The organism is Acidovorax sp. (assembly GCF_034519795.1).
GTDB lineage: Bacteria > Pseudomonadota > Gammaproteobacteria > Burkholderiales > Burkholderiaceae_C > Acidovorax.
The window spans coordinates 487,188-512,645 of the sequence record NZ_JAXHOB010000014.1 but is presented as its reverse complement, the minus strand read 5'-3'; the positions used below and the strand labels follow the sequence as shown (position 1 = coordinate 512,645).

At 68.3% G+C, this 25,458-nt stretch carries 20 protein-coding genes; 11 read left to right on the top strand and 9 right to left on the bottom strand.

Annotated features, from left to right (window positions below):
* Positions 1 to 5: 5 nt before the first annotated feature.
* Entirely contained in the window at positions 6 to 905 is a 900-nt protein-coding gene (locus U5N23_RS19155; protein ID WP_322594323.1) for a fumarylacetoacetate hydrolase family protein, read from the bottom strand.
* Positions 906 to 1,018: 113 nt separating this feature from the next.
* Here U5N23_RS19155 and U5N23_RS19150 point away from each other — a divergent pair, with 113 nt between their 5' ends.
* The 3 genes from U5N23_RS19150 (at position 1,019) to U5N23_RS19140 (ending at position 3,940) form a co-directional block, all read left to right on the top strand.
* Complete coding sequence (locus U5N23_RS19150) at positions 1,019 to 1,699, top strand: GntR family transcriptional regulator (protein ID WP_322594322.1); 681 nt, start codon at positions 1,019 to 1,021, stop codon at positions 1,697 to 1,699.
* A 128-nt stretch (positions 1,700 to 1,827) separates the two neighbouring features.
* The gene (locus U5N23_RS19145; protein ID WP_322594321.1) at positions 1,828 to 2,934 is read left to right on the top strand and encodes a serine hydrolase; all 1,107 of its coding nucleotides are present in this window, start codon (positions 1,828 to 1,830) and stop codon (positions 2,932 to 2,934) included.
* On the top strand, positions 2,873 to 3,940 hold the full coding sequence (locus U5N23_RS19140; protein ID WP_322594320.1) for a serine hydrolase: 1,068 nt from the start codon (positions 2,873 to 2,875) through the stop codon (positions 3,938 to 3,940). Before U5N23_RS19145 ends, U5N23_RS19140 begins: the two co-directional genes overlap by 62 nt.
* A gap of 4 nt (positions 3,941 to 3,944) precedes the next feature.
* Here U5N23_RS19140 and recQ read toward each other — a convergent pair whose 3' ends face one another.
* The gene (gene recQ, locus U5N23_RS19135) at positions 3,945 to 5,954 is read right to left on the bottom strand and encodes a DNA helicase RecQ (protein ID WP_416208634.1); all 2,010 of its coding nucleotides are present in this window, start codon (positions 5,952 to 5,954) and stop codon (positions 3,945 to 3,947) included.
* A gap of 33 nt (positions 5,955 to 5,987) precedes the next feature.
* Here recQ and U5N23_RS19130 point away from each other — a divergent pair, with 33 nt between their 5' ends.
* The 4 genes from U5N23_RS19130 (at position 5,988) to U5N23_RS19115 (ending at position 10,858) form a co-directional block, all read left to right on the top strand.
* The gene (locus tag U5N23_RS19130) at positions 5,988 to 7,052 is read left to right on the top strand and encodes a homocysteine S-methyltransferase family protein (RefSeq protein ID WP_322594318.1); all 1,065 of its coding nucleotides are present in this window, start codon (positions 5,988 to 5,990) and stop codon (positions 7,050 to 7,052) included.
* Between the two features lie 184 nt (positions 7,053 to 7,236).
* Entirely contained in the window at positions 7,237 to 8,154 is a 918-nt protein-coding gene (gene ttcA, locus U5N23_RS19125; RefSeq protein ID WP_322594317.1) for a tRNA 2-thiocytidine(32) synthetase TtcA, read from the top strand.
* A gap of 29 nt (positions 8,155 to 8,183) precedes the next feature.
* Entirely contained in the window at positions 8,184 to 9,605 is a 1,422-nt protein-coding gene (gene yegQ, locus U5N23_RS19120) for a tRNA 5-hydroxyuridine modification protein YegQ (protein ID WP_322594316.1), read from the top strand.
* Between the two features lie 170 nt (positions 9,606 to 9,775).
* The gene (locus tag U5N23_RS19115; RefSeq protein ID WP_322594315.1) at positions 9,776 to 10,858 is read left to right on the top strand and encodes a hypothetical protein; all 1,083 of its coding nucleotides are present in this window, start codon (positions 9,776 to 9,778) and stop codon (positions 10,856 to 10,858) included.
* 88 nt (positions 10,859 to 10,946) lie between these two features.
* On the opposite strand, the gene U5N23_RS19110 is transcribed toward U5N23_RS19115, so the two are convergent.
* The 4 genes from U5N23_RS19110 to U5N23_RS19095 form a co-directional block, all read right to left on the bottom strand.
* The gene (locus U5N23_RS19110; RefSeq protein WP_322594314.1) at positions 10,947 to 12,566 is read right to left on the bottom strand and encodes a class I adenylate-forming enzyme family protein; all 1,620 of its coding nucleotides are present in this window, start codon (positions 12,564 to 12,566) and stop codon (positions 10,947 to 10,949) included.
* A gap of 272 nt (positions 12,567 to 12,838) precedes the next feature.
* Positions 12,839 to 14,161: a Glu/Leu/Phe/Val dehydrogenase gene (locus U5N23_RS19105; protein WP_322594313.1), complete on the bottom strand. Its 1,323-nt coding sequence runs from the start codon at positions 14,159 to 14,161 to the stop codon at positions 12,839 to 12,841.
* Between the two features lie 168 nt (positions 14,162 to 14,329).
* Complete coding sequence (locus tag U5N23_RS19100; RefSeq protein ID WP_322594312.1) at positions 14,330 to 15,190, bottom strand: PPK2 family polyphosphate kinase; 861 nt, start codon at positions 15,188 to 15,190, stop codon at positions 14,330 to 14,332.
* 32 nt (positions 15,191 to 15,222) lie between these two features.
* A complete protein-coding gene (locus tag U5N23_RS19095) occupies positions 15,223 to 16,221 on the bottom strand; it encodes a GlxA family transcriptional regulator (protein WP_322594311.1) in 999 nt (332 codons plus the stop codon).
* Positions 16,222 to 16,312: 91 nt separating this feature from the next.
* Between U5N23_RS19095 and U5N23_RS19090 the strand changes: the two genes are divergently transcribed.
* Positions 16,313 to 17,098: an MBL fold metallo-hydrolase gene (locus tag U5N23_RS19090; RefSeq protein WP_322594310.1), complete on the top strand. Its 786-nt coding sequence runs from the start codon at positions 16,313 to 16,315 to the stop codon at positions 17,096 to 17,098.
* Here the strand turns inward: U5N23_RS19090 and U5N23_RS19085 are convergent.
* The gene (locus tag U5N23_RS19085) at positions 17,084 to 18,061 is read right to left on the bottom strand and encodes a LysR family transcriptional regulator (RefSeq protein ID WP_322594309.1); all 978 of its coding nucleotides are present in this window, start codon (positions 18,059 to 18,061) and stop codon (positions 17,084 to 17,086) included. The genes U5N23_RS19090 and U5N23_RS19085 overlap by 15 nt on opposite strands.
* A gap of 75 nt (positions 18,062 to 18,136) precedes the next feature.
* On the opposite strand from U5N23_RS19085, the gene U5N23_RS19080 reads away from it, so the two are divergent.
* Complete coding sequence (locus tag U5N23_RS19080; RefSeq protein WP_322594308.1) at positions 18,137 to 18,625, top strand: PACE efflux transporter; 489 nt, start codon at positions 18,137 to 18,139, stop codon at positions 18,623 to 18,625.
* Positions 18,626 to 18,636: 11 nt separating this feature from the next.
* Here the strand turns inward: U5N23_RS19080 and U5N23_RS19075 are convergent, their stop codons facing one another.
* Entirely contained in the window at positions 18,637 to 19,563 is a 927-nt protein-coding gene (locus U5N23_RS19075; protein ID WP_322594307.1) for a response regulator, read from the bottom strand.
* Positions 19,547 to 22,984 (bottom strand): ATP-binding protein, encoded by a 3,438-nt coding sequence (locus U5N23_RS19070; protein ID WP_322594306.1) that lies wholly within the window; start codon positions 22,982 to 22,984, stop codon positions 19,547 to 19,549. Before U5N23_RS19070 ends, U5N23_RS19075 begins: the two co-directional genes overlap by 17 nt.
* Before the next feature lie 191 nt (positions 22,985 to 23,175).
* Between U5N23_RS19070 and urtA the strand changes: the two genes are divergently transcribed.
* Together urtA and urtB are read left to right on the top strand one after the other, a co-directional pair.
* On the top strand, positions 23,176 to 24,444 hold the full coding sequence (gene urtA / locus U5N23_RS19065; protein ID WP_322594305.1) for an urea ABC transporter substrate-binding protein: 1,269 nt from the start codon (positions 23,176 to 23,178) through the stop codon (positions 24,442 to 24,444).
* 84 nt (positions 24,445 to 24,528) lie between these two features.
* On the top strand, positions 24,529 to 25,443 hold the full coding sequence (urtB, locus tag U5N23_RS19060; protein ID WP_322594304.1) for an urea ABC transporter permease subunit UrtB: 915 nt from the start codon (positions 24,529 to 24,531) through the stop codon (positions 25,441 to 25,443).
* The last annotated feature ends 15 nt before the right edge of the window (positions 25,444 to 25,458 follow it).

The window sequence follows — 25,458 nt, the reverse complement described above, 5'->3', positions numbered from 1 at the left end:
GGGCGTTATGCGGTGGCGGTCTCGAAGGGGCGGGGTGCCGTGGCGGCCACGGCGTGCACGGGGTTGCGCAACAGGCCGATGCGCTCGATCTGCACCTCGCAGACGTCGCCCGGTTTCATGTACAGGCGTGGCTCGCGGGCGTGGCCGATGCCCGCCGGGGTGCCGGCCACGATGAGGTCGCCCGCTTCGAGCGTGATGGCCTCGCTGATGGTGACGATCAGCGACTCGATGTCGAACACCATGTCGTCGGTGTTGGCCGACTGCACGGTCTGGCCGTTCAGGCGGGTTTCCAGCAGCAGGCCGCGCGCGCCCGGCGGCAGTTCGTCGGCGGTCACCAGGCAGGGGCCGAAGGCGCCGGTGCCATCGAAGTTCTTGCCCATGGTCCACTGCGGCGTCTTGAACTGGTACTCGCGCACGCTGGCGTCGTTGAAGACCGAATAGCCCAGCACGTGGGAGAGCGCGTCTTCCCGCGCGATGCGGCTGCCGCCGGTGCCGATCACCGCCACCAGCTCGCCTTCGAAATCGAGCGAATCCGACAGCGGTGAGTGCAGCAGCGGTGCGCCATGCGCGATCACGCTGGAGTTGAAGCGCGCGAACAGCGTGGGGTAGGCGGGCTGCACGAAGCCGCTTTCGGCCGTGTGGTCGCGGTAGTTCAGGCCCACGCAGATGATCTTGGCCGGCCGGGCCACGGGCGCCAGCAGCTGTACGGCAGCCAGGTCCACGGCGCCCTGGCGGGCCATGGCGGCGGCAGCGGCGTCGAGCGCTGCACGCCCCTGGCGCAGCAGGTCATCCACATCGCCGGGGTAGGCGCCATGGCCTTCGGTGGTGCCATGCCATGCGCCGGTGGCCGGGTGGCACACGGCCCAGCCGTTGCGACCGGCCGATTGGAAACGAAGCAATTTCATCGGTTCTCCTGGTGGGCAGCCAAGAACCTCGGGGTCTGGCTGTATGGATATATATTTGATCAAATAATCTATTATTCTTCTCTTGGTAGATTCCCGCATAAAATACGCAGGCCATGCAGACCACCCTTCCCAAGCGCACCCAGGCCGAGACCGCCTGCGACCTGATCCGTGCCGAAATCCTCGACGGGCGCCTGCCGCCGGGCACCAAGCTGAACATCAAGGCCATCGAAGAACGGCTGGAGCTGAGCCTGGGCGCCGTGCGTGAGGCGCTGTCGCGCCTGGGGGCCGAGGGCATGGTGATGGGCGAGTCGCACCGCGGCTACCGCGTGAGCCCGGTGAGCAAGGAAGAGCTGCTGGACCTGACCCGTGCCCGCGTGGAGATGGAATCCCTGTGCCTGGGCCAGGCCATGGAGCACGGCGGCGTGGAGTGGGAGACGCGCATCGTCGCGGCAGCCCATCGCATGGAGCGGCTGCAGTCCCTGCCGTCGGAAGCCGAGGCGCGGTCCACCACCGCCTGGAACGACGCGCATGGCGAGTTCCACGAGGCGCTGGTTGGTGCCTGCCCCAACCAGTGGCTGCTGCGCATGCGCCACATGCTCTACCGCCAGAGTGAGCGCTACCGCCGTCTTTCGGTACCGCTGAGCAGCGACCACCGCGACGTGCGCGGCGAGCACCGCCAGATCATGGAGGCGGCCCTGGCGCGCGACAAGGCCCGGGCTTTCGCAGCCATCGACGCCCACCTGTTCGCCACGGCGCAGATCATCCTGCGCTCACCGCTGCTGCAGGAAGGCTGAGACCCCAGGTGCCGTAGCCCTCGGAATCACAGAGTGTTACGGCCCCTGTCGGGGCTAGGGTGTACTGTTGCAGGTTTACGGAGGTGCGCGCCATCGCCCGTTTGCAGGCTTTCATCCTTTCGTTGACCTTGTCCGCCGCAGTGGTGGCTGCGGGCCCTGCGCATCCCCAGGGCGCCTCGTCGCCGCGCCCAGCCTGGCCCGAACTGCTGCAGGAGCAGCTCAACCAGGTGGCGGCGCAGAACACCGCCGGCATCGGTGTCTACGTGCGCGATCTGGACAGCGGCATCGCCGTGTCCCACGGCGGCCAGGAGCGCTGGTACCTGGCCTCGACGGTGAAGATCCCGGTGGCGCTGGCGGTGCTGCAGGCCGTGGAGCGGGGCGAGTTCGCGCTGGATACCAAGCTGCGCGTGCGCGCCTCGGACTATGTGGACGGTGCCGGCCAGACCAACGCCAAGCCCGTGGGCGCGGCGCTGAGCATCCGCTACCTGCTTGAGCAGATGGTCATCTACAGCGACAACACCGCCAGCGACATGCTGATCGGGCTGGTCGGCATCCGCGCGGTCAATGCCCTGGTCGAGCAGCTCGTGCCGCGCGGCTTCGAGCGCATCACCAGCCTGGCCGACGTGCGCCGCCATGCCTATGGCTACCTGACGCCGCAGGCATCGCACCTCTCGGGCCATGACTTCCTGGTGATCAAGCAGCAGCGCAGCGACGCGGACCGGGTGCAGGTGCTGTCCCGCTTGCTGCATGTGCCCGTGTCGGCCTTCCTGCTGCCCAGCGTGGGCGACGCCTTCGAGGCCTACTATGCCAGCGGCCTGAACTCGGGCCGGCTCGATGCCTATGCCGATCTGCTGGAGCTGCTGGTCAACGGCAAGGCGCTGAATGCCGCGCATACCCGCTACCTGCTGGGGGTGATGGAGCGGGTGCAGACGGGCGTCCACCGGGTGCAGGCCGGCCTGCCCAGGACGGCGCGCTTTGCGCACAAGACCGGCACGCAAAGGGCGCGCACCTGCGACTCCGGATTGGTCACTGTCCCACGTCTGGGCCGGGACCAGCGGGTTATCGTGGTCGCCTGCACGCGCGGAGAGCTGTCCAGCGCGCGTTCAGACCGTGCCCTGCGCGACGTGGGGGCGGCCCTGTGCAACTCTGGCCTGCTCACCGACGGATTGACCCATGACCCCGAGTGTCCCCCTGTTGCGCGCGTGGTGCACCGCGCTGACCCTGGCGAGCGCTAGCCTGGCCGCGCATGCCGCTGCGTGGAGTGACGCGCTGCGCCAGCAGATCGAGAAGATCGACAAGGCCACGCCCGGGCAGCTCGGGGTCTATGTCAAGCGGCTGGACACGGGCGAAGTGCTGTCCTACCAGGCCGATAGGCCCTGGTACCTGGGCTCCTCGGCCAAGCTGCCGGTGGCCATTGCCCTTCTGCAGGAGGTCGAGCAGGGAAAACACAGCCTGGCCGAGCAGGTGACGCTGCAGGACACGGACAAGGTCGACGGCTCGGGCAACGTGGTCTGGAACAAGGCCGGCACCCGCTACCGGGTGGACGCACTGCTCAAGCGCATGCTCATGGAGAGCGACAACACTGCGGCCAACATGCTGATGCGCACCATTGGCGACGCTGCGCTGCAGCGCCGCGCGCGCGACCTGCTGGGGACCAGGGGATTCGAGCGCATCACCAATTTCACGCAGGTGCGCTACGACGTGTATGCCGAGCTGCACCCCGACGCGCGCAAGATGGCCAACATGGACCTGGTGCGCCTGGCTGCGGCACCGATGGGGCCGAAGCGCGTGGATGCGCTGGCGCGCACCATCGACGTGACCACGACCGACTTGCGCGTGAAGACCATGGACGAGGCCTACCAGCGCTATTACGCGCGCGGACTCAATTCGGCACCGCTTACATCCTACGGCGGCATGCTGGAGAAGCTGGTCACCGGCAAGCTGCTCTCGCCCGCCCACCAGCAGCGCCTGTTCACCAACCTGAAGTACGCCACCTACGACGCCTACCGGCTCGAAGCCGGACTGCCGCGCAGCGAGCGCTTCATCCACAAAACGGGCACCCAGCTGCACCGCGCCTGCCACATGGGCGTGGTCAACCCGCAGGACGGCGGCCATGCCGCCATCATGGTGGCCACCTGCGCCGAGGACCTAGACGAGCATGGCGAGGCGGGCAGGGCTTTCGAGCAGATCGGCCGGGCCATCACCCAGACCTTCTTCCCGGGCAAGAAGCCCGGTCGCTGAAGTCCTACTGCGCGCAGACGCGCAGCACCTCGCTGCCGTAGGCTTCGAGCTTCTTGGCACCCATGCCGCTGATGCCCTGCAGGTCTTCCAGGGTGGCGGGGTTGCGCTCGGCAATCGCGGCCAGGGTGGCATCGTGGAAGATCACGTAGGCCGGCAGGTTGTGCTCCTTGGCCACCTCGGCGCGCCAGGCCTTGAGGTTGATGAAGCGCACCTGCGCATCGGGCCCCAGGTTGGCGGCCGCTGCCGGCGGGGCACTGCCCTTGCGGGTGCGCTTGGCCGGTGCGGCCGAGACCGATTCGCGCAGCTGCACGGGCACCTCGCCCTTGAGCACGGCGCGCGAGCCTTCGGTCAGGCACAGGGTGTCGAAGCTGTGGCCGCTGTCGAGCATCACCTTCTGCAGCCCCAGGGCGCCTGTGGCGATCAACTGGCGCAAAACACCGCGCAGCTGAGGCTCGGACAGGTCGGCCCCGATGCCGAAGGTGGAGATCTTCTCGTGCCCGAACTGCAGCACCTTCTCGGTCTTCTTGCCGCGCAGGATGTCCATGATGTGGCCCGCGCCAAAGCCGATGCGGCTGACCTGCTGCACCCGGTAGATGGTGGACAGCAGCTTGCGCGCCGCGTCGGTCGCATCCCAGATGGCCGGGGGCGTGAGGCAGTTGTCGCAGTTGCCGCAGGGCGTGGATTCTTCGCCGAAATAGGCCAGCAGGCGCACGCGGCGGCAATCGGTGGCCTCGGCCAGCGCCAGCAGCGCATCGAGCTTGCCGCGCAGCGCCTGCTTGAACTCCTCGCCGGCGGGGCTCTCGTCGATCATGCGGCGCTGGTTCACCACGTCGTTCAGGCCATAGGCCATCCAGGCGTCGGCGTTCAGGCCGTCGCGGCCGGCGCGGCCGGTCTCCTGGTAGTAGCCCTCGATGTTCTTGGGCATGTCCACGTGCGCGACGAAGCGCACGTCGGGCTTGTCGATGCCCATGCCGAAGGCGATGGTGGCCACCATCACAATGCCCTCCTCGCGCAGGAAGCGGTCCTGGTTCTTCTGGCGCACCTTGGTGTCGAGCCCCGCGTGGTAGGGCAGGGCCGTGAGGCCCGCGTCGCTCAGGGTCGAGGCCAGTTCCTCCACGCGCTTGCGCGACTGGCAGTACACCACGCCGGCCTCGCCCGCGTGCTCGCGCTCGATGAAGCGCAGCAACTGGGTGGTGGCGTCCTTCTTCTCGACGATGGTGTAGCGGATGTTGGGCCGGTCGAAACTGCTGATGAACAGCCGCGCATCTTCGAGCTGCAGGCGTTCGATGATGTCGGCGCGCGTCAGGTCGTCGGCTGTGGCGGTGAGCGCGATGCGCGGCACGCCGGCGTAGCGCTCGTGCAGCACGGTGAGGGCACGGTATTCGGGGCGGAAGTCGTGGCCCCACTGGCTCACGCAATGCGCCTCGTCGATGGCGAAGAGCGACAGGTGCCCCTCGTTGTACAGGCTGTCGAGCAGGCCCAGGAAGCGCGGCGTGTTCAGCCGCTCGGGCGCCGCATAGAGCAGGGTGATGGCGCCGGTCTGCAGGCGAAACTCCACGTCCTGCGCTTCGTCGAAGCTCAGCGTGGAGTTCAGGAAGGCCGCATCCACCCCGGCTTCGTGCAGGGCGCCCACCTGGTCGTGCATCAGCGCGATCAGGGGCGAGATGACGATGGTCACCCCGCGCCCCTGCTGCTGGCGCACGATGGCCGGTACCTGGTAGCACAGCGACTTGCCGCCGCCCGTGGGCATGAGCACCAGCGCATCGCTGCCGCCGATCACGTGCTCGACAATGTCCTGCTGCGGGCCCCGGAACTGCTCGTAGCCGAAGACGTCGTGCAGGACGGTGTGGGCGGGTGATGGGGCGGATGACAAAGGACGAGAAGACAAACGAATACTCGGGTTTAAGGGCCGTTGGCGCTCTTTCAGCAAGCGATGGCAGCCAGTTGGTATCAATAGGGGCCTTGCAGGGTGCCTGTGGCATCTTGCGCGGCAGGCGCATATTGTGCGCTGCATGCGGGCCTGGGCTGCACTTTCTACAATAGGGGGATGCAAGCCCTCCACTACACCCGCGCCCAGCAGCTGCCCGACATCCTCGCCCAACGCATCGCCATCCTCGATGGCGCCATGGGCACCATGATCCAGCGCTTCAAGCTGGGCGAGGCGCAGTACCGGGGCGAGGGCTACACCGGCCCCGGCGGGGCGGGCGACCGGTTCAAGGACTTTCCGCGCGACGTCAAGGGCAACAATGAACTGCTGAGCCTCACGCGGCCCGATGTGATCAGCGACATCCACGAGCGCTACCTGGCTGCCGGCGCCGACCTGATCGAGACCAACACCTTCGGCGCGACCACCATCGCGCAGGAGGATTACAAGATGGCCGACCTGGCGCGCGAGATGAACCTCAAATCCGCGCAACTGGCCCGCGCCGCCTGCGACAAGTACAGCACGCCCGACAAGCCACGCTTCGTGGCGGGCGCCCTGGGCCCCACGCCCAAGACGGCCAGCATCAGCCCCGACGTGAACGACCCCGGCGCGCGCAACGTCGATTTCGAGCAGCTGCGCGCCGCCTACTATGAGCAGACCGAGGCACTGGTCGAAGGCGGCTCCGACGTGCTGCTGGTCGAGACCATCTTCGACACCCTGAACGCCAAGGCCGCACTGTTCGCCATCGACGAGTATTTCGAGCACAGCGGCCAGCGCCTGCCGTTGATCATCAGCGGCACAGTCACCGATGCCTCGGGCCGCATCCTCTCGGGCCAGACCGTGACCGCCTTCTGGCACAGCGTGCGCCATGCGCGCCCGCTGGCCATCGGCCTGAACTGCGCCCTGGGCGCCACGCTGATGCGCCCCTACATCCAGGAACTGAACCGTGTGGCGGGCGATACCTTCATCAGTTGCTACCCGAATGCCGGCCTGCCCAACCCCATGAGCGACACCGGCTTCGACGAGACGCCCGAGGTCACGAGCCGGCTGGTGCACGAGTTCGCGGCCGAGGGGCTGGTGAACATCGTCGGCGGTTGCTGTGGCACCACGCCGGACCACATCGGCGCGATTGCGCGCGCCGTGGAGACGGTTCCTGCGCGCAAGATGTTCTACCCGGCCGAGGCCTGACCGAGGCTTGATCCAACCGGCCTCTGCCGGACGGTGATTTGTACGAAAATCGCACCTGGGCGATGGAATCCCCATCGCCCTTTGCTATTGGAAAGATAGCAAATCCTTCGGCGGCATCTGATCGGCGCGCAGGACTGCCTTGTCTTGCGCGCGCGTGCCGCCCTGACCCCTTGCCTGCCCGCCCATGCTGACCGACGCCCCCACCTCGCCCGCCGACACCGTACCTCCCGCCCCCGTGGCGAGCGGTACCGACCGCGAGGCCCTCAAGCTCGAAAAGCGCCTGGTGCGCCAGGTGAGCCAGGCGATCGCCGACTTCGGCCTGATCGCCGATGGCGACAAGGTCATGGTCTGCGTGTCGGGCGGCAAGGACAGCTACGGCATGCTCGACGTGCTGCGCATGCTGCAGCAGCGCAACGGAAACCGGTTCGAGCTGATCGCCGTCAACCTCGACCAGAAGCAGCCGGGCTTTCCGGCCCAGGTGCTGCCCGGGTACCTGGCGGGGCTCGGCGTGCCCTTCCACATCGAGACGCGCGACACCTACAGCGTGGTCAAGCAGCACGTGCCCGAGGGCAAGACCATGTGCAGCCTGTGCAGCCGCCTGCGCCGGGGCATCCTCTACCGCGTGGCTGACGAGCTGGGTTGCACCAAGATCGCGCTGGGCCACCACCGCGACGACATGCTGCAGACCTTCTTTCTGAACATGTTCTTCGGCGGCAAGCTCAAGGGCATGCCGCCCAAGGTGCAGAGCGACCGGGGCGACCACCTCGTCATCCGCCCGCTGGCCTATGTGGCCGAGGACGACCTCACGCGCTGGGCGGCGCTGCGCAACTTCCCCATCATTCCGTGCACCCTGTGCGGCAGCCAGGAGAACCTGCAGCGCAAGCAGATCGGGCAGATGCTGCGCGACTGGCAGCAGCTGTACCCGGGCCGCATCGAGAACATGGCCGTGGCGCTGCGCAACCTGGTGCCCTCGCACTTCATGGACCCGCGCCATTTCGACTTCCAGGGCCTGGTCGCCAACGGCGTGGCCGATGCCGATGGCGACAAGGCCTTCGATGGCGAGGAATTCCCGCAGGCCATCGCCATGCCGGTGCCGCGCTGAACCCCACACGACCCGATTGGATGGCCCCGATGACCGCCCTCAAAGCCCCTGAACTGCTGCTGCCCGCCGGCTCGCTCGACAAGATGCGCGCGGCCTACGACTTCGGTGCCGATGCCGTGTACGCGGGCCAGCCGCGCTACTCACTGCGCGCGCGCAACAACGAGTTCCGCCTGGAGCAGATCCGCCAGGGCATCGCCGAGGCCCATGCGCGCGGCAAGAAGTTCTTCGTGACCAGCAACCTGATCGCGCACAACGACAAGATCCGCACCTACCTGCGCGACATCGAGCCCGTGATCGATCTGAAGCCCGACGCCCTGATCATGGCCGACGCCGGCCTGATCATGATGGTCAAGGAAAAGTGGCCGCAGGTGCCGGTGCACCTCTCGGTGCAGGCCAACACCACCAACTGGGCGGCCGTGAAGTTCTGGCAGAAGATGGGTGTGGAGCGCATCATCCTCTCGCGCGAACTGAGCCTGGACGAGATCGCGCAGATCCGCCAGGAGTGCCCCGACATCGAACTCGAAGTGTTCGTGCACGGTGCCCTGTGCATTGCCTACTCGGGCCGCTGCCTGCTCAGCGGCTACTTCAACCGCCGCGACCCGAACCAGGGCACCTGCACCAATGCCTGCCGCTGGGGCTATGCCACGCATGGCGCCGAGGTGGATGCGAGCACGGGCGAGGCCGTGGCGCAGAAGATGGAGGCCGGCTTCGACTTCGCCGCCGCCCAGCAGGAGGCCGAGCAGTCCTTCTCCACCTGCGGCGACGGCGCGCGCCACCCGGCGGCCGACCAGGTCTACCTGCTGGAAGACATCGGCCGGCCCGGCCAGCTCATGCCCATCATGGAAGACGAGCACGGCACCTACATCCTCAACAGCAAGGACCTGCGCGCCGTGGAGCATGTGGCGCGGCTTGCGCAGATCGGCGTGGATTCGCTCAAGATCGAAGGCCGCACCAAGAGCCTGTACTACGTGGCCCGCACCGCCCAGGTGTACCGCCGCGCCATCGACGACGCCGTGGCCGGACGGCCTTTCAATCCCGAACTGCTGGTCGAGCTCGAAGGCCTCTCGAACCGCGGCTACACCGGTGGCCTGCTGGAGCGCCGCCCCAGCCAGGACTACCAGAACTACCTCAGCGGCCACTCGGCCACCCAGCGCAGCCAGTTCGCAGGCGAGGTGCTGGGCGTCGACGGCCAGGAGGCCGTGGGCCTGGTCGGTGACTGGGTGCAGGTGGAAACCAAGAACCACTTCGCCGTGGGCGACCTGCTGGAGGTGGTGCACCCCAGCGGCAACATCGCGCTGCGGCTCGAGCGCATGCACGACGTGCACGGCCAGCCCGTGGCCGTGGCCCAGGGCAACCCGGTGCGCGTGTGGATACCGCTGCCTGCGCGCTACGCGGGCGCGCTGCTGGCGCGCGTGGTGGAGGCGGTCTCCCAGCCCGAGTCAGTCGCCTGACGGCTGCTGCAGGTAGTGGACGGATTTCAGTTCGGCGCCAGCGCTGCAGCACTGCCTGCGCCGCGCTAGCCGCGACGGTGGCGGGCAGGGTGTCCCTGCGGCACCGCGCTGGTCATGGGGACCGATTGCCGCCAGAATCGGGCCAGTTCCCACGACCCTGCACGACCGGCATGTCCATCCAAGTGGATCCTCCCCGCAACCCTGTGCCCCCTGTGGCGCAGGTGCTGGCCGAGGCCGCCCTGCAGCGGCAGAACATGCTGCTGGGCACCGGGCAAAAACCCCCTGTGCCGCCGGCCGCCGACGGCGGCAGCCCCGCAGTTCCGGTGGGGTCACCGGGTGCGGTGCCGCCACCGCTTCCGACCGGTGCGCCCGTGCCCGCAGCCACCGAGCGCGTGAGCATTTCGCCCGAAGCCCGGCAAAGCCTGGAAGGCACTGGCGATGCCGCAGGGGATGCGCGAACCAGCCGTGCAGCGCAAGGCCCGGCGTTGGCGGGCGCACCGGCGCTGCCTGCATCGCCTGCCGCACCTGGCGTGCGGGCGCCCGCTGCGGCCTCGGCCCCTGTGCTGCCCGCTGCGGCCTGGCCGACCACCGGTGTCAGCGCCCCGGTTCGCAGCCTGGTGGTGGCCCTGGTGCAGCAGCTCACCGCCCCCTTGCCGCAGCCCCAGCGCGTGGCGGGCATCCAGCCCTGGCCGGCGGACCTGGTACGCCAGGTGCAGGGCGAAGGCGGCGGGGCAGAGGGCACGCTGCCCCCGCTGCAGACCTGGCGCGTGGCCCAGGGCACGGTGCAGACGGCCGAGGGGCCGCGCAGCTTTGCGATCACCCTGCGCGTACCGGTACCCTGGCTGGCAAGCCAGCCCCCGGCGACGGCTGCACCCGCCGTCCCTTTGCAGGCACCGTTCACCGGCAACCCGCAGGCCCTGCAGTCCGGCGTGTTCGCGCTGGTGCTCGAAGGGCCCGACAACGCGGCCCAGCGCACCAGCGCCCTGCTGGTGCTGGACATGGCGCCGCAGCAGGGCTCGGCCGTGTATGGCCGCGAGCAGATGCTGGCGCGCATGGACCCCTGGACGCAGATGGCCGTGCTCCAGGCCAGCGGGCATCTGCCTACCCAGGAGGCCCGCGAGCGCGACCGACCGCTGTGCGAGGTGGCCGGCTGCCCCTATTCCGGGCGGTCCCCCTGCGCACAGCCGTTCTGCCTGGCCCTGCGCTGGGTGGAGCCCGTCGTCCCGGTTCTTCCGGCGGGGCCCCCAACCTGAATTGCGCTGTCCGCCGCGAACTCGCGTGCTCGCGGTCCTGTCCACGGTGGCATAGGAAACGGGTGATGCGATCGCATGCACATCCGTATCAAAGCGCGTGCGCCAGCTCGGCCACGGGCACCTCGGCGTCCAGCATGGCGCGCACCTCGCGGCGCAGCATCTTGTTGAGGAAGCTGCGCGGGATCTCGGGCACGATGCGCACGCGGTCCGGCTGCAGCGCCGCAGGCAGGTTCTCGCCCAGGTACTCGGTGATGTCATGCTCCAGCGCGCGCCAGTTGTGCTCGGTGCGCCAGCTCTGGCGCAGGCTTACCACCAGCACGGCCTGCTCGCCGTGCTGCACCAGGCAGCACTCCTTGACGGCAGGGTGCTGGTGCGTGACCTCTTCCACCTCGCGCGGGTTGAGCATGCGGCCGTCCTTGTGCACGCGGTCGGCACTGCGGCCCAGCACGTGCAGGTAGCCTGCCTGGTCGAAATAGCCGATGTCGCCCATCACCACCCAGCCGTTGCGAAGCGTCTCGGCTGTTTTTTCGGTGTCGTGCCAGTACCGGTCGAATTGCACCGGGGTCTGTACCGTGATGAGGCCCGTGGAGCCCGGGGGCAGCGGGTTGAAGTCGCCATCGCGTATCACCACCTCCACGCCGGGCATCACGCGGCCTACGGACGAGAGAATGTCCGGGCTGACCGGCGCACCGCTGGCATCCACATGCTCGTGCGGCAGCAGCCAGGTAATGGGCGGCAGCGCTTCCAGGCAGCCATAGCCCTGCTGGAAGATAGGCCCGAAATGGCGGATCGCCTCGGCGATCTTGGCTGCGGGCATCATTTCAGAGCCATAGGGCACATGCGTGAGCGAGGCCAGGCGGTAGCGCGGCAGCTCCGGGTCGTCCAGCAGGTCGATGATGGCCGATGGCGAGAGGAAGGCGCGCGAAACCTTGTGCCGTGCGATCAGCCCGGCCAGCGTGGCCGAGCGGAAGTTCTCGGGCATCACCAGCACCGCGCCCGAGAGCAGCGTGGGCAACACCAGGCCCGAGCCCGGCCCGGTGAGCGGCAGGCCCAGCATGTTGATGTCCTGGCCGCTGGCCGGGGGCGTGAAGTTGATCGACTGCGCGATGAAGCGCACACTGTCCAGGTACTTGCGGTGGGTATAGCCGATGGCCTTGGGCAAGCCCGTGGTGCCCGAGGTCATGTGCAGCGCGAACACCTCGTCCTCGTGCACCTTGGCCGTGCCGCGCGTGGGCGCGGCCTGGGCCAACGCGTCCTCGTAGGGCTTGCCCAGGGCCAGGATGTGCAGGCCGGGCATGCGCTCGCGCACGGTGGCCAGGATGGGCGCGCTCAGCGCCGGGTCGTGGATGAACACGGTGGGCTTCACGCGCAGCAGCGTGTCGAGTGCGGCCTGCGCCGACAGGTGCTTGTGGAAGCTCGCGAAGATGGTGCCGTTCTCGAACGTGGCCAGGCGCGTCTCGTACTGTTCGCCGGTCTCGGGCAGCCAGGTGAAGACGATGTCGCCCTGCTGGACGCCCTGCGCCTGCATCCAGCCGTGCAGGCGCAGCACGCGCTCGTGCAGTTGCTGGTAGGTGAGGGTGCCGCGCCGGTCGATGAGGGCGCGCTTGCTGCCATGCAGACGGTAGGCCAGGCGGGCCACCGAGCGGGCGGTGCGCAGGCGGCTCAGCATGAAGCGCGCCATGACGCTGCGCAGGGAGGAAAGGGCCACCGTTGTCTCCTGGGATTGCCGAGATGAAAGGGCAGTCTCCCACGCGGCCTGCGGGGCAATCATTTCCATTTGTTGGCGTGCGTATCCGCCTGTTTCAGCGGCCGCCGAGTGGCCGCATCGTGCCGACAACAGGCAGGAATGCGGGCCTGCAGCGTCGCCCGCACGCAACAGGCACGCCCGGAAAAAAGCCGCCAGTACCGGGTGCGGCGCTGGCGGCTGGGTCGGACCGGGGGCCGCCGGATGGGCGGCTCGGTGCTGTCAGAAAGGAACGATCAGGGGTACAGGCCGCGCATTTCGCGGGCGTGCAGAATGCGCTGGCAGGCCACGATGAAGGTGGCGGTGCGCAGGCTCACCTTGTGCTCCTGGGCCACCTGCCACACGCCGGCAAAGGCGTCCTGCATGATGCGCACCAGGCGGGCGTTGATCTCGTCCTCGCTCCAGAAGAAGCTGGAGAAGTCCTGCACCCATTCGAAGTAGCTCACCGTCACGCCGCCGGCGTTGGCGATCACGTCGGGCAGCACCAGCACGCCTTTGTCGTGCAGGATGTCGTCGGCCTCGGGCGTGGTGGGGCCGTTGGCGCCCTCGATCACCAGTTTGGCCTTGATCTGGCCGGCGTTGTGCTCGGTGATCTGGCCTTCCAGCGCGGCAGGGATCAGGATCTCGCAGTCCACGCCCCAGAACTCCTCGGGCTTCATGGCTTCGGCGCCGGCAAAGTCGCCCACGCCGCCGCGGATCTTCACGTGGGCCAGCAGGGCCGGCACATCGAGGCCCTGGCTGTTGAAGATGGTGCCGGTGTGGTCCTGCACGGCCACGACCTTGGCACCGGCTTCTGCAAACAGCTTGCCGGCAATGCCGCCCACGTTGCCAAAACCTTGCACGGCCAGGCGGGCGCCTTCGATCTGCATGCCGGTCAGCTTGGCGGCTTCCACACCCACGGTGAACACACCGCGGCCAGTGGCTTCCACGCGGCCCAGCGAGCCGCCCAGGTCCACGGGCTTGCCGGTGACCACGCCGGTGGCGGTGGAGCCCGTGTTCATCGAGTACGTGTCCATCATCCAGGCCATGATCTGGCCGTTGGTGTTCACGTCCGGCGCCGGAATGTCCTTGGAGGGCCCGATGATGATGCCGATCTCGCTGGTGTAGCGGCGGGTCAGGCGCTCGAGTTCACCGAGCGAGAGCTTCTTGGGGTCGACGCGGATGCCGCCCTTGGCACCGCCGTAGGGCACGTTCACGGCCGCGTTCTTGATCGACATCCAGGCCGACAGGGCCATCACTTCCGACAGCGTCACGTCCTGGTGGAAGCGCACGCCGCCCTTGCCGGGGCCGCGCGAGGTGTTGTGCTGCACGCGGTAGCCTTCGAAGTGGGCGATGGTGCCGTTGTCCAGCTCGATCGGCACGTCCACGATCAGCGCGCGCTTGGGGCGCTTCAGGGTCTCGACCCAGCGGGCCAGGTGGCCCAGGTAGGGCGTGACGCGGTCGACCTGCTGCAGGTAGACGCCCCAGGGGCCGAGGTTGTCCGCTTGGAGGTACGAGGGCAGGGTATGGACGGCGCCCAACTTGGAGCTGGTGGCCGGAGCGCCGGAAGATTGCGACATGTGAATTTCCTTGTGGGATAAGTTCAAGCCACGAAGCTTATGCCTGCCCCTGAAAGCTGTCCAAGGCCAGAGTGTCACAGGGTTATGCGTCTGATGCATAACCTGCCGAAAGCCCTTTCGATACCCCCACAAGCCATTCTCCAGGGGCTTGTGCGCAGGGTCAGGAAATCACTCCACCTTGAAGCCTGCCAGCAACGGGTCGCCTGGCGGGTAGCGCAGGTCCAGGTTCTGCAGCACCTGGCGCAGCACGGTGGCGATCATCAGGTTGCGGTGCGTCTTGGAGTCGGCCGGCACGATGGTCCAGGGGGCCCAGGGCGTGTGCGTGGCGTTCAGCAGGGTGTCGTAGGCCAGGCGGTAGTCCTTCCACTGCTTGCGCACCTCGATGTCGCCCATGCTGAACTTCCAGTGCTTGGCCGGGTCGTCCAGCCGCTCCTGCAGGCGCAGGCGTTGCTCCTCGGGGCTGATGTGCAGCAGGAACTTGAGCACGATGGTGCCGGTCTCGCTGAGCATGCGCTCGAAATCGTTGATGTGGGCCAGGCGCTGCTGTTGCTGTTCGGGCGTGATCCAGCCGTTGACCACGGGCACCAGCACATCCTCGTAGTGGCTGCGGTTGAAGACGGTGATGTCGCCGGCCTGCGGCACCTGCTGGTGGATGCGCCAGAGGTAATCGTGTGCGCGCTCGGTCTCGGTGGGCGCCTTCCAGCCCACGGTGTGCACGCCCAGGGCGCTCATGCGGCCGAACACGCCGCGGATGGTGCCGTCCTTGCCCGAGGTGTCGGTGCCCTGCAGCACCACCAGCAGCTTGTAGCGCTTGTCGGCATAGAACAGGTTCTGCAACTCGTCGAGCTCCAGCGCCAGGGCTTCGACGGCAGCCTTGTCCTCGGCCTTGTTGCCCAGCGAGTACGGCTTGGCGCCCGGATCCCAGTCGGCCAGCGACGAGGCCTTGCCCTTCTTGCCGCCCGTCTTGGGCTGCCAGGCCGACCAGCGCTCGCCGAAGGCCTTGCTGCTGCTCTGGAAGGGAGGGGTCATGGTGTGCGTCTCCGGTGGTGTGGAAAGGGATATCAATGGTTGCCGTGGGTCGTGCGGTAGGCCATGGGGGTCTGGCCGGTAGCATGGGCAAAGGCCCGGTGCAGGCCGGCCTCGCTGGCGAAGCCCAGGTCCTGGGCAATGCGCTTGAGCGGATGGCGGGTCTGGCACAGGGCATCTGCAGCCTGCCGCAACTTGATGCGGCGCATCCAGTGTGCCGCAGACAGGCCCGTGTGCGCACGCACCCGCCGCGCCAGGGTGCGGGTGGACAGGTGCATGGCCACCGCCAGGTCGGCCAGGCACAGGCCCTGGGCCGGGCTGCGCTGCACCCAGAGCATGGCGCTGCGCAGGGCGGGCTCCGCCTGGGCCATCAGGTCCAGCCCGGCAAAGACCGGGTGGGTGGTGCGCGGGCGCGGCAGCATCAGCACCTCCTGCAGGTCCTGCACTGCCTGGGGCGGCAGCCGTGCCGCCAGCGCGTGCAGCATCAGCGGCAGGTAGCCGCTGGCACCGGCGGCAGTGGTGGCCGCTGCATCTTCCACCAGGGGCTCGTCGAAGCGCCACTGCACACCCGCGAATTCCTGCTGCAGCGCCGCCTGCAGCCACCAGGTGGCCGTGGCCGCGTGGCCATCGAGTCGGCCGCTGGCGGCCAGCAGCACCACGCCGGCGCAGTAGCTCCACAGCTGTGTGCGGCGCGGCAGGGCGCGCAGCGCCCGCACCAGGGGCTGCAGGGGGCGCAGCTGGGCCTTGACTTCGTCGGGCGACGACAGCCACAGGCCCGGCACCAGCACGGCATCGGCCTGCGCCTGGGCCAGGGTGCTCGTCGGGGTCAACGCCGGTCCCTGCCAGGTGGGCACCGGCTGCCGGCCCAGGCCCACCCACTGCACATCGAAGAGCAGGCGCCCTGCGCGCAGGTTGGCCGCGCGCGCCATGTCGGCGGTGGCAAACAGGCCTGCGGGCATGCAGCCCTCGTAGAGCAGCAGGGCCAGTCGCCAGGGGCGGTCAGGGATGGAGGGATCAATGCCCGGGTGTGGCATGGATTGGCAATGAATTGTCCATTCCAGCCATTTTCACCAGGCAGGCGCCTTTGAACAATAGGGCTTCAACCAACGCACCTGCAACCACCCCATGAAGATCACCCAATTGCGCAATGCCACCCTCGTGCTGGAATTCACGGTCCAGGGCGCACCCGTGGCCTTGCTGGTCGACCCCATGCTCTCGCCCCAGGGCGGCCTGCCCACGCTGCGCTACCTGGGCGGCACGCGCCGCCGCAATCCCATCGTGGAGCTGCCCGAAGGGGCCGACGCCGTGCTCGGCCGTGTGACGCATGCCCTCATCACCCATTGCCAGCGCGGCCACTTCGACCACCTGGACCGGGCGGGCAAGCAGTTCCTGCGCGGGAGGGGCACGCCCGTGCTCTGCATGCCCCGCGACGCCGACTACCTCGCCACGCGCGGCCTGCTGGTGCAGCCGCTGGCGGGCCCTGGCCGCCAGCCCTTCATGGGCACAGGGCACATCACGCCCATCGCCTGCCTGCACGGGCGCGGCTGGGTCGGCCGCCTCATGGAGCATGGCCATGGCTACCTGATCGAGATGCCGGGCGAGCCCAGCGTCTACATCGCCGGGGACACCGTGCTCACCCCCGAGGTGCGCGACTGCCTCACCCGCCTGCGCCCCGACGTGGCCGTGCTGCCGGCCGGCGGCGCGCGCTTCGACCTGGGGGGCGAGATCCTCATGGATGGGCAAGACATGATCGAGGCCTGCACCCTGGCACGCGGCATGGTGGTGGCCAACCACCTGGAAGCCCTGGACCATTGCCCCACCACACGTTCCGGTCTGGCGGGCCTGGCCGCAGAGGCTGGCGTGCAGCAACGGCTGTGGATACCGCAGGACGGCGAGTCACGCGTGTTCTGATGCGGGCGTGGAGCAGGCCTGCTCGGCGGGATGCCCGGCCCGGTGCGCGTCGTGCGACATCAGGTCCACGAAGCGCCGCGCGCCCAGGCCCAGCGGCCGCTCCTTGGACCAGACCACGTCCACCCACAGGGCCGTGCCATTGCTCAGGTTCTCGAACGGCATCTCCACCAGGGTGCCGGCGTCGATGCGCGGCTGCACCAGGGCGCGCGGCTGCCAGCCCCAGCCCAGGCCGGCTTCGATCAGGCCCAATGCGGCCAGGTGGTTGTCGGTGCGCCAGTGGTGGCGCGCGAAGACGAAGCGCCGGTCGATCTGCGCCAGGTCGCGGCTGGCCACCACGATCTGCCGCGTGCTCGTGAGGTGCTCTTCGCGCAATTGCGCCTCCCGCGCTGGCTCGCCGCGCTCCGTGGCGGCTGCGCGCGCGGCCTGCAGCACCGGGTGGTCGGGCGCCATCACGGCCACCAGGGTTTCGCTGCCTACCTCCTGAAAGCCCTCGCGCCCGTCGATGCTGGGCCGCTCGAACACCAGCGCCAGCTGCGCGCGCCCGGTGTGCAGCAGTTCCAGCGCATCGACCTGGGGCGCGGCCAGCACCTCCACCTGCAGCAACGGGTACTCGCGCGCCAGGGCGGCGATGGGCTCCGTCCAGCGCGAAGCCAGCAGCTCGGGCGCAATGGCCACTGTGAGCCGCTCCTCCAGCCCCTGGGTGAGCGACAGCGCCTGCGCGTTGAGCTGCTGCAGCTGACCGGCCAGCAGCCGCGCCTGGGGCTCCAGTGCCCGGGCCGCCGCCGTGGGCCGGGGCTCGCGGCCGCTGCGGTCGAAGAGCGGCATGTCCAGCTCCGCCTCCAGGTGGGCAATGGCCATGCTCACGGCCGAGGGCACGCGCGAGAGGCTGCGTGCCGCAGCCGAGAACGAGCCCTTGTCCAGCACGGACAGGAAGACCTGGATGTTGTCCGAAGAAAAAGCCATACCTGGCTCAATCTATCAGAAAAACTGAAATAAGCTAACTTTTTATATCAGTCTAAAGCACATAAAGTTCGTGCCATGGAAACGCAGAACACCACCATTTCTCTGGCAGCGCCGCAGCCTGCCGCCGGCCTGCAGGGCGTCAAGCGCCGGGTCGTCTACGTCACGCTGTACGAACTCATCGCCATCGCCGCCGCCACGGCCGGTTTGGCCTTTCTCTCGGGCCAGGGGGCTGCGCATGCCGGCGTGATCGCCGCAGTGGCGGCCCTGATCGCCGTGGCGTGGAACCTGCTGTTCAACTGGGCGTTCGAGCGCTGGGAGGCGCGGCAGGAGGTGCGCGGGCGCAGCGCCGCCCGCCGCGTGGTGCATGCCGTGAGCTTCGAGATGGGCCTGGTGGTCACCCTGGTGCCGATCTTTGCCTGGTGGTTCCACATCAGCCTGTGGCAGGCACTGGTGATGGACATCGGCATGATCGTCTTCTTCCTGTGCTACACCTTTGCCTTCAACTGGGTGTTCGACCATGTGTTCGGCCTGCCGGCCAGCGCGCAAGGTGCCCCGCAGTCCTGACAGGCGCCCTTTCAGCCTTGCAGCAACTGGCCCGCCATGGCCGCGGCGGCGGTGCGTGTCTCCACCCCCAGCTTCTCGAAGATGTGCTCCAGGTGCTTGTTCACCGTGCGCGGGCTCATGCCCAGGATGTCGGCGATATCGCGGTTGGTCTTGCCCTTGGTCAGCCACGAGAGCACCTCGGTCTCGCGCGGCGTCAGCGCCACCTGCTGCAGGCGGCGCGGCGCGGCGGCCTCGGGCCGTGCGTGGCTGAGCAGCAGCATCGATTCGGCCAGGCCGCTGGCGCCCATGTGCCGGGCCAGCAGCTGCCGGCCGTCGGCCAATGCCAGGGTCTGTTCGCCATCGCGCTGGGCCTGCACCAGCCAGGCGGTGGCCAGTTCTGCGGGCGCCTGGGCATGGGCAAAGGCATCTTCCAGCCAGCGCGTGGCCTGGGGTGAGCGCCAGGCCATGCGGCCCTGGCCATCGAGCACCACCACACCCAGGCCGGCCACGTCCACAGCCTCGCGCGCCATGCGCGTGGCCTGGGCATTGCGCACGTGGGTCGCCAGGCGCGCCAGCACCTCGGGGATGCGCAGCGGCTTGACTACGTAGTCCACCCCGCCGCTGTCGAATCCCTGCAGGATCTGCGCCGTGTCCGACAGCCCGGTCATGAACACGATGGGCACGTGCGACCAGGGCGGCGTGGCCTTGAGTTGGCGGCACAGCGCAAAGCCGTCGATGCCGGGCATCACCGCGTCGAGCAGCACCCCGTCGGGCACCACCATGTCGAAGCGCTGCAGCGCCTCTTCGGCGTCGCGCGCCGCCAGCACGGCATAGCCCTCGGCAGCGAGCGCGTCGCAAAGCATGCGCAGGGTGTCCAGGGCGTCGTCCACCACCAGGATGACGCGCTGGCCGGGCTCTGCGGGGCTGGCCGGGGCCGATGGGTCAAAGGGACTGTTCATGGTCGGGTTCGCGGAGGTGGCGGGCCAGGGCCTCGAAGTCGAAACGCTCTGCGCAGGCCTGCAGCACGGCCAGCGCGGCAGCATGGGCCGGCAGCTCGCTGCGCGCCTGGCGCAGCAGCTCGCGCACGGCGCCGGCCTGGCCCTGGCGTGCCAGGCGGGTCAGGCCGTCGCGCAGGTCCTGGGGCAGGCTGACAGGGGAGGGCACCGGGACCGCAGCCTGGGCCGCTGGGGGCGGCAGGGGCTGTGGCGTGTTGTCGTGTACCCATTCGATCTGCAGCGCCGCCTGCAGCGCACGCAGCAGCTCGGACTCGATCACCGGCTTGCCCACGAAGCCCTGCACCTGCATGGCCGCCAGGCGTCCGGGCTCGTGGTCGAACTGGTTGGCCGAGACAAAGACGATGGGCAATTCGCTGGCGGGCAACAAGGTGCGCAGCAGACCAGCGGTCTGCCAGCCGTCGAGGTCGTCCATGGAGATGTCGAGCAGCACCAGGTCGGGCGGGGACTGGCGCACGATCTCCACGCACTCGCGCCCGCTGGCGGCCTCGCGCACGATGAACCCCAGCGGCACCAGCAGGCCGGCCAGCAGCTGGCGCTGCAGCGGCTGGTCGTCCACCACCAGCAGCGTGCGGCGCGGGCCGATGTGGCCGATCACCGGGCGCAGGGCCGCCATGTGGGCCGGGCGCCAGGCCGGGTCGGGCGAGATGCCGGGCAGGTACAGGCGCACGGTGAAGGTGCTGCCCTGGCCGGGCGTGCTGGCCACCGTGAGCTCGCCCCCCATGAGCTGCGTGAGCAGGTGCGTGATGGTCAGGCCCAGGCCGGTGCCGGCCTCGCTCGCGCGGCGGCCGGCGCTGCCACGCTCGAACGGCAGGAAAATGCGTTCAAGGTCTTGCGGCTCGATGCCGATGCCGGTGTCGATCACTTCGATGCGCGAGACATGCGGGCGAAAATCCAGGCGCAGCCGCACCTCGCCGCGCTCGGTGAAGCGCACCGCGTTGGACAGCAGGTTGATCAAAATCTGGCGCAGCCGCTTGGCGTCGGCGCGTATCCAGCCGGGCATGGTGCCCTCGGTCTGCACCACGAAGCGCAGGCCCCTGGCCTCCGCCTGCGGGCGCAGCATGCCCTCCACGTTCTGGATCAGCTCGGGCAGGGGCAGTGGCAGCAGGTCCAGGCGCAGGCGGCCGGCCTCGATGCGCGCCAGCTCCAGCGAGCCGTCGATCAGCGCATGCATGTGCTGCCCGCTGTGCTGGATGGTGGACAGGCTCTCGCGCAGCCAGCCCTCGGTCTGCGGGTTCTTGAGCAGGATCTGGGTGTAGCCGAGGATGCTGTTGAGCGGCGAGCGCAGCTCGTGCGTCATGCCGGCCACATAGCGCGTCTTGGCCAGGCTGGCCGATTCGGCCTGGTCCTTGGCGGCCTGCAGTTCGGCGTCGGTGCGCTTGTGCGCCTCGATCTCCTGCAGCAAGAGCTGCGTCTGGCGCTCCGACTCGTCCTGCGCCATGCGCCGGCTGTCCGTGCTCAGCACCACCCACCAGGCGCACACGGCGGCCAGCAAGGCCAGCAGCGCGAACACCTTGAAGAACGGCATGCGCAGGAACTGCGCGGGCGTCTCGATGCTCTCCTGCACATAGACCACGCCGAGCAGAAAGACCATCACCGCGCACAGCGAGACCATCACCATCAGGTACTGGCCCATGCGGAAGTTGACCTTGGCCGCCCAGTGGCGCGGCAACAGCAACGCGGCCACTGCGCGCAGCTGGTCGGTGGCGCGCGAGCCAGTCTTGCAGCGGTCGTGGCAGCGCGACTCGAGCGAGCAGCACAGCGAGCAGATCGCCGCCCCGTAGGCCGGGCAGCGCGCCATGTCCTCGGATTCGAACTGGTTCTCGCACACCGTGCAGCGCACCGCCTCGCCGGGCTGCCAGGTGGTGTCGGGCTGGCGCGCCAGGTAGTAGCGCCCCTTGGTGGCCCAGGCCAGCAGCGGCGCCAGCGCCATCGACAGCACCAGCGCGATGAAGGGCGAGAACGCCGCCGCCATCTCACCGAGCATGCCCGCATAGGCACAGCAGGCCACAGTGGCCGCCAGCACCATGGAGCCCAGGCCCACGGGGTTGAAGTCGTACAGGTGCGCCCGGCGGAACTCGATGCCCGGCGGCGACAGCCCGAGCGGCTTGTTGATCACCAGGTCGGCCACCAGCGCGCCCACCCAGGCGATGGCCACGTTGCTGTAGACCGCCAGCACCTTCTCGAGCGCGCCGAAGACCCCGAGCGTCATGAGCAGCGTGGCGATGCCCACGTTGAACACCAGCCACACCACGCGCCCCGGGTGGCTGCGCGTGATGCGCGCGAAGAAGTTGGACCAGGCCAGCGAGCCTGCGTAGGCATTCGTCAGGTTGATCTTGATCTGCGAGACGACGACGAAGAGCACCGTGACCGCCACCGCCAGGCCCGGCAGGCCCAGCGCCGCCATGACCTGGTGGAAGCCCGCGAGGAACATCTGCGTGGGCTCGGCCGCGCGCGTGGTGCCCACCTCGAACTGCAGTGCCGCAAAGGCCAGGAAGGCGCCGCCCGCCATCTTGAGCATGCCCATCACGATCCAGCCCGGGCCCGCCACCAGCACCGCGCCCCACCAGCGCCAGCGGTTGGCGGCCGTGCGTTCAGGCAAAAAGCGCAGAAAATCCACCTGCTCGCCGATCTGCACCACCAGCGAGAAGATCACCGTGCCCGCCACGCCGAACATCAGCAGGTTGAACTGGCTGCTGCCGCTCTTGAGGCCCGACAGCCCCGCGAAGTCACGGTACAGCTGCGGCTGGGCCAGTGCGATCCAGACGAAGGGCAGCAGCAGCAAAAACAGCCACAACGGCTGCGTCCAGGCCTGAAGGCGCGAGATCAGCGTGATGCCGCGCATGGCCAGGGGCAGGATGACCAGGGACGAGACCACGTAGCACCACTGCAGCGGCCAGTCCACCACCATCTGCAGCGCCAGCGCCATGATGGCCGCCTCCAGCGCGAAGAAGATGAAGGTGAACACCGCGTAGATCAGCGAGGTGATGGTCGAGCCCAGGTAGCCAAAGCCCGCGCCGCGCGTGAGCAGGTCCATGTCCAGGCCGTAGCGCGCCGCGTAGTAGGCGATGGGCAGCCCGGTGAGGAAGATCAGCACCCCCACCGTGAGGATGGCCCACATGGCGTTGGAAAACCCGTAGTTGAGTGCAATCGCCCCGCCGATGGCTTCAAGCGCCAGAAAGGACAGCGAGCCGAAGGCCGTGTTCGCCACGCGGAACTCGCTCCAGCGCCGAAAGCTCTTGGCGGTGTAGCGCAGCGCGTAGTCCTCCATGGTCTCGTCGGCCACCCAGGCGTTGTACTCGCGCCGAAAGCGAAAGATCGTCTGCTGGGCAGGCTGCGGGGCGCCGGACGGAGGGGTGGAGGGCATGCACGGGGCCCATGCAAGAAACGTTCTAGCAACGCTTGCCGCGAGGTGCGTACGCAGGGGCTACGTTAATTGACGTATGGGCGCGTACCAGGGTTGTCCCTAATCTTGGCACCAGCGCGGCACCCACGGCAACCCAGCCGGCCAGCGCCGCACACCACCCCAACCCGTCTGTTGCAAGGAGCGTTTTCACCATGAAGCACCTCACCGATCCGAATGCCCTGGGCCTTCCTCCCTCCACGGACGGCGGCCGCCGCCGCCTGCTGCAGGCCATGGGCGCCGCGTCGATGGCGGGCCTGCCGGCCTGGTCCTTCGCCCAGCCCACCGCCCAGGTCAACACCACCAAGCTGGCCGTGACGGACACCGAAGTCACCGTGGGCCAGCTGCATTCGGCCACCGGTACCATGGCCATCTCCGAGACCGGCTCCATCCAGGCCGAGCAGCTCGCCATCGACCAGATCAACGCCATGGGCGGCGTGCTCGGCCGCAAGATCAAGGTCATCAAGGAAGACGGCGCCTCCGACTGGCCCACCTTCGCCGAAAAATCCAAGAAACTGCTCATCAACGACCACTGCGCCGCCGTGTTCGGCTGCTGGACCAGCGCCTCGCGCAAGGCCGTGCTGCCGGTGTTCGAGAAGGAGAACGGCCTCTTGTACTACCCCACCTTCTACGAAGGCCTGGAGCAGTCCAAGAACGTGATCTACACCGGCCAGGAAGCCACGCAGCAGATCCTGTACAGCCTGGAGTGGGCCAAGACCGAGAAGAAGGCCAAGACCTTCTTCCTGATCGGCTCGGACTACATCTGGCCGCGCACCTCGATGAAGATCGCGCGCAAGCATGTGGAGAACTTCCAGAAGGGCAAGATCGTCGGCGAGGAGTACTACCCGCTGGGCAGCACCAACTTCGGCTCGCTGATGAACAAGATCAAGCTGCAAAAGCCCGACTGCCTGTTCGTCGCCGTGGTGGGCGGCTCCAACGTGGCCTTCTACAAGGCGCTCAAGGCCGCCGGCATCACAGGCGACAAGCAGCTTTTGGTCACGCTCTCGGTCACCGAGGACGAGATGACCGGCGTGGGCGGCGAGAACTTCGCGGGCTTCTTCTCGTCGATGAAGTACTTCCAGTCGCTGGACAACGAGAACAACAAGAAGTTCGTCGCCGCCTTCAAGGGCAAGTACGGCAAGGACGCCGTGATCGGCGACGTGACCCAGGCCGGCTACCTCGGCCCCTGGCTGTGGAAGGCCGCGGTCGAGAAGGCCAAGAGCTTCGACGTGGACAAGGTGGTGGCCGCATCGCCGGGCATCGAGCTCAAGACCGCGCCCGAGGGCTACGTCAAGCTCGACGCCAACCACCACCTGTGGAGCAAGTCGCGCATTGCCATGGGCATGCCGGATGCGAGCTTCAAGGTCGTCGCCGAGTCGCCGGAATTGATCAAGCCCGATCCGTTCCCCAAGGGTTACCAGTAAATCCCCCCGCTGCAGCGTCCGGCCCACCAGGCCGGGCCGCTGCATGGCCGCCCCCTTGTTTGCCGTGAATGGAGTCTGGCACCCATGAACTTTTCAGAAATGCTCAACATCGGCCTCATGCAGGGCTTTGCGGGCCTGAGCCTGTTTGCCGTGCTGCTGCTCATGGGCCTGGGGCTGGCCATCATCTTCGGGCAGATGGGCGTGATCAACATGGCGCATGGCGAGTTCATGACCATCGGCGCGTACACCATCTACCTGGGTTCCACGCTGGCCTCCACGCATGCGCCGCAGCTCGTGGCCTACTACTTTCCGGTGGCCATCGTGGCCGCCTTCGGCTTTGCCTTCGCTGCGGGCTGGCTGGTGGAGTGGGGGCTGATACGCCACCTGTACAAGCGCCCACTCGACACCCTGCTGGCCACCTGGGGCATCAGCCTGGCGCTGCAGCAGTGCTTTCGCACCTTCATCGGCCCCAAGGAAGTCAGCCCCACCCTGCCTGACTGGCTGCTGGGCTCCTGGGCGCCCGTCGAGGGCCTGGATATCCCCATCAACGGCATGTTCGTGCTGGGCCTCACGGCGGTGGTCACCTGCGGCGTGCTGCTGGCGCTGCACCGAAGCCGCTGGGGCCTCAGGGTCCGCGCCACGGTGGCCAATCGCACGATGGCCAACGCCACGGGCATCGACACGCAAAAGACCGACCGCCTGACCTTCGCCATCGGCTGCGGCATCGCCGGCGTGGCGGGGGCGGCCTTCACCACCATCGGCTCCACCGGGCCGACCTCGGGCTCACTCTACATCGTGGACGCCTTCCTGGTCGTCACCTTCGGCGGTGCGGCCAGCCTGCTGGGCACGGTGGTCTCGGCCTTCGGCATCGCGCAGACCCAGTCCATCACCGAGTTCTTCCTGGCCGGCTCCATGGCCAAGGTGATCACGCTGTCGCTGATCGTGCTGATCCTGATGGTGCGGCCACAGGGCCTGTTCGCCTCCAAGGTGCGCCGCTGAGCGTTTGTCGATTTC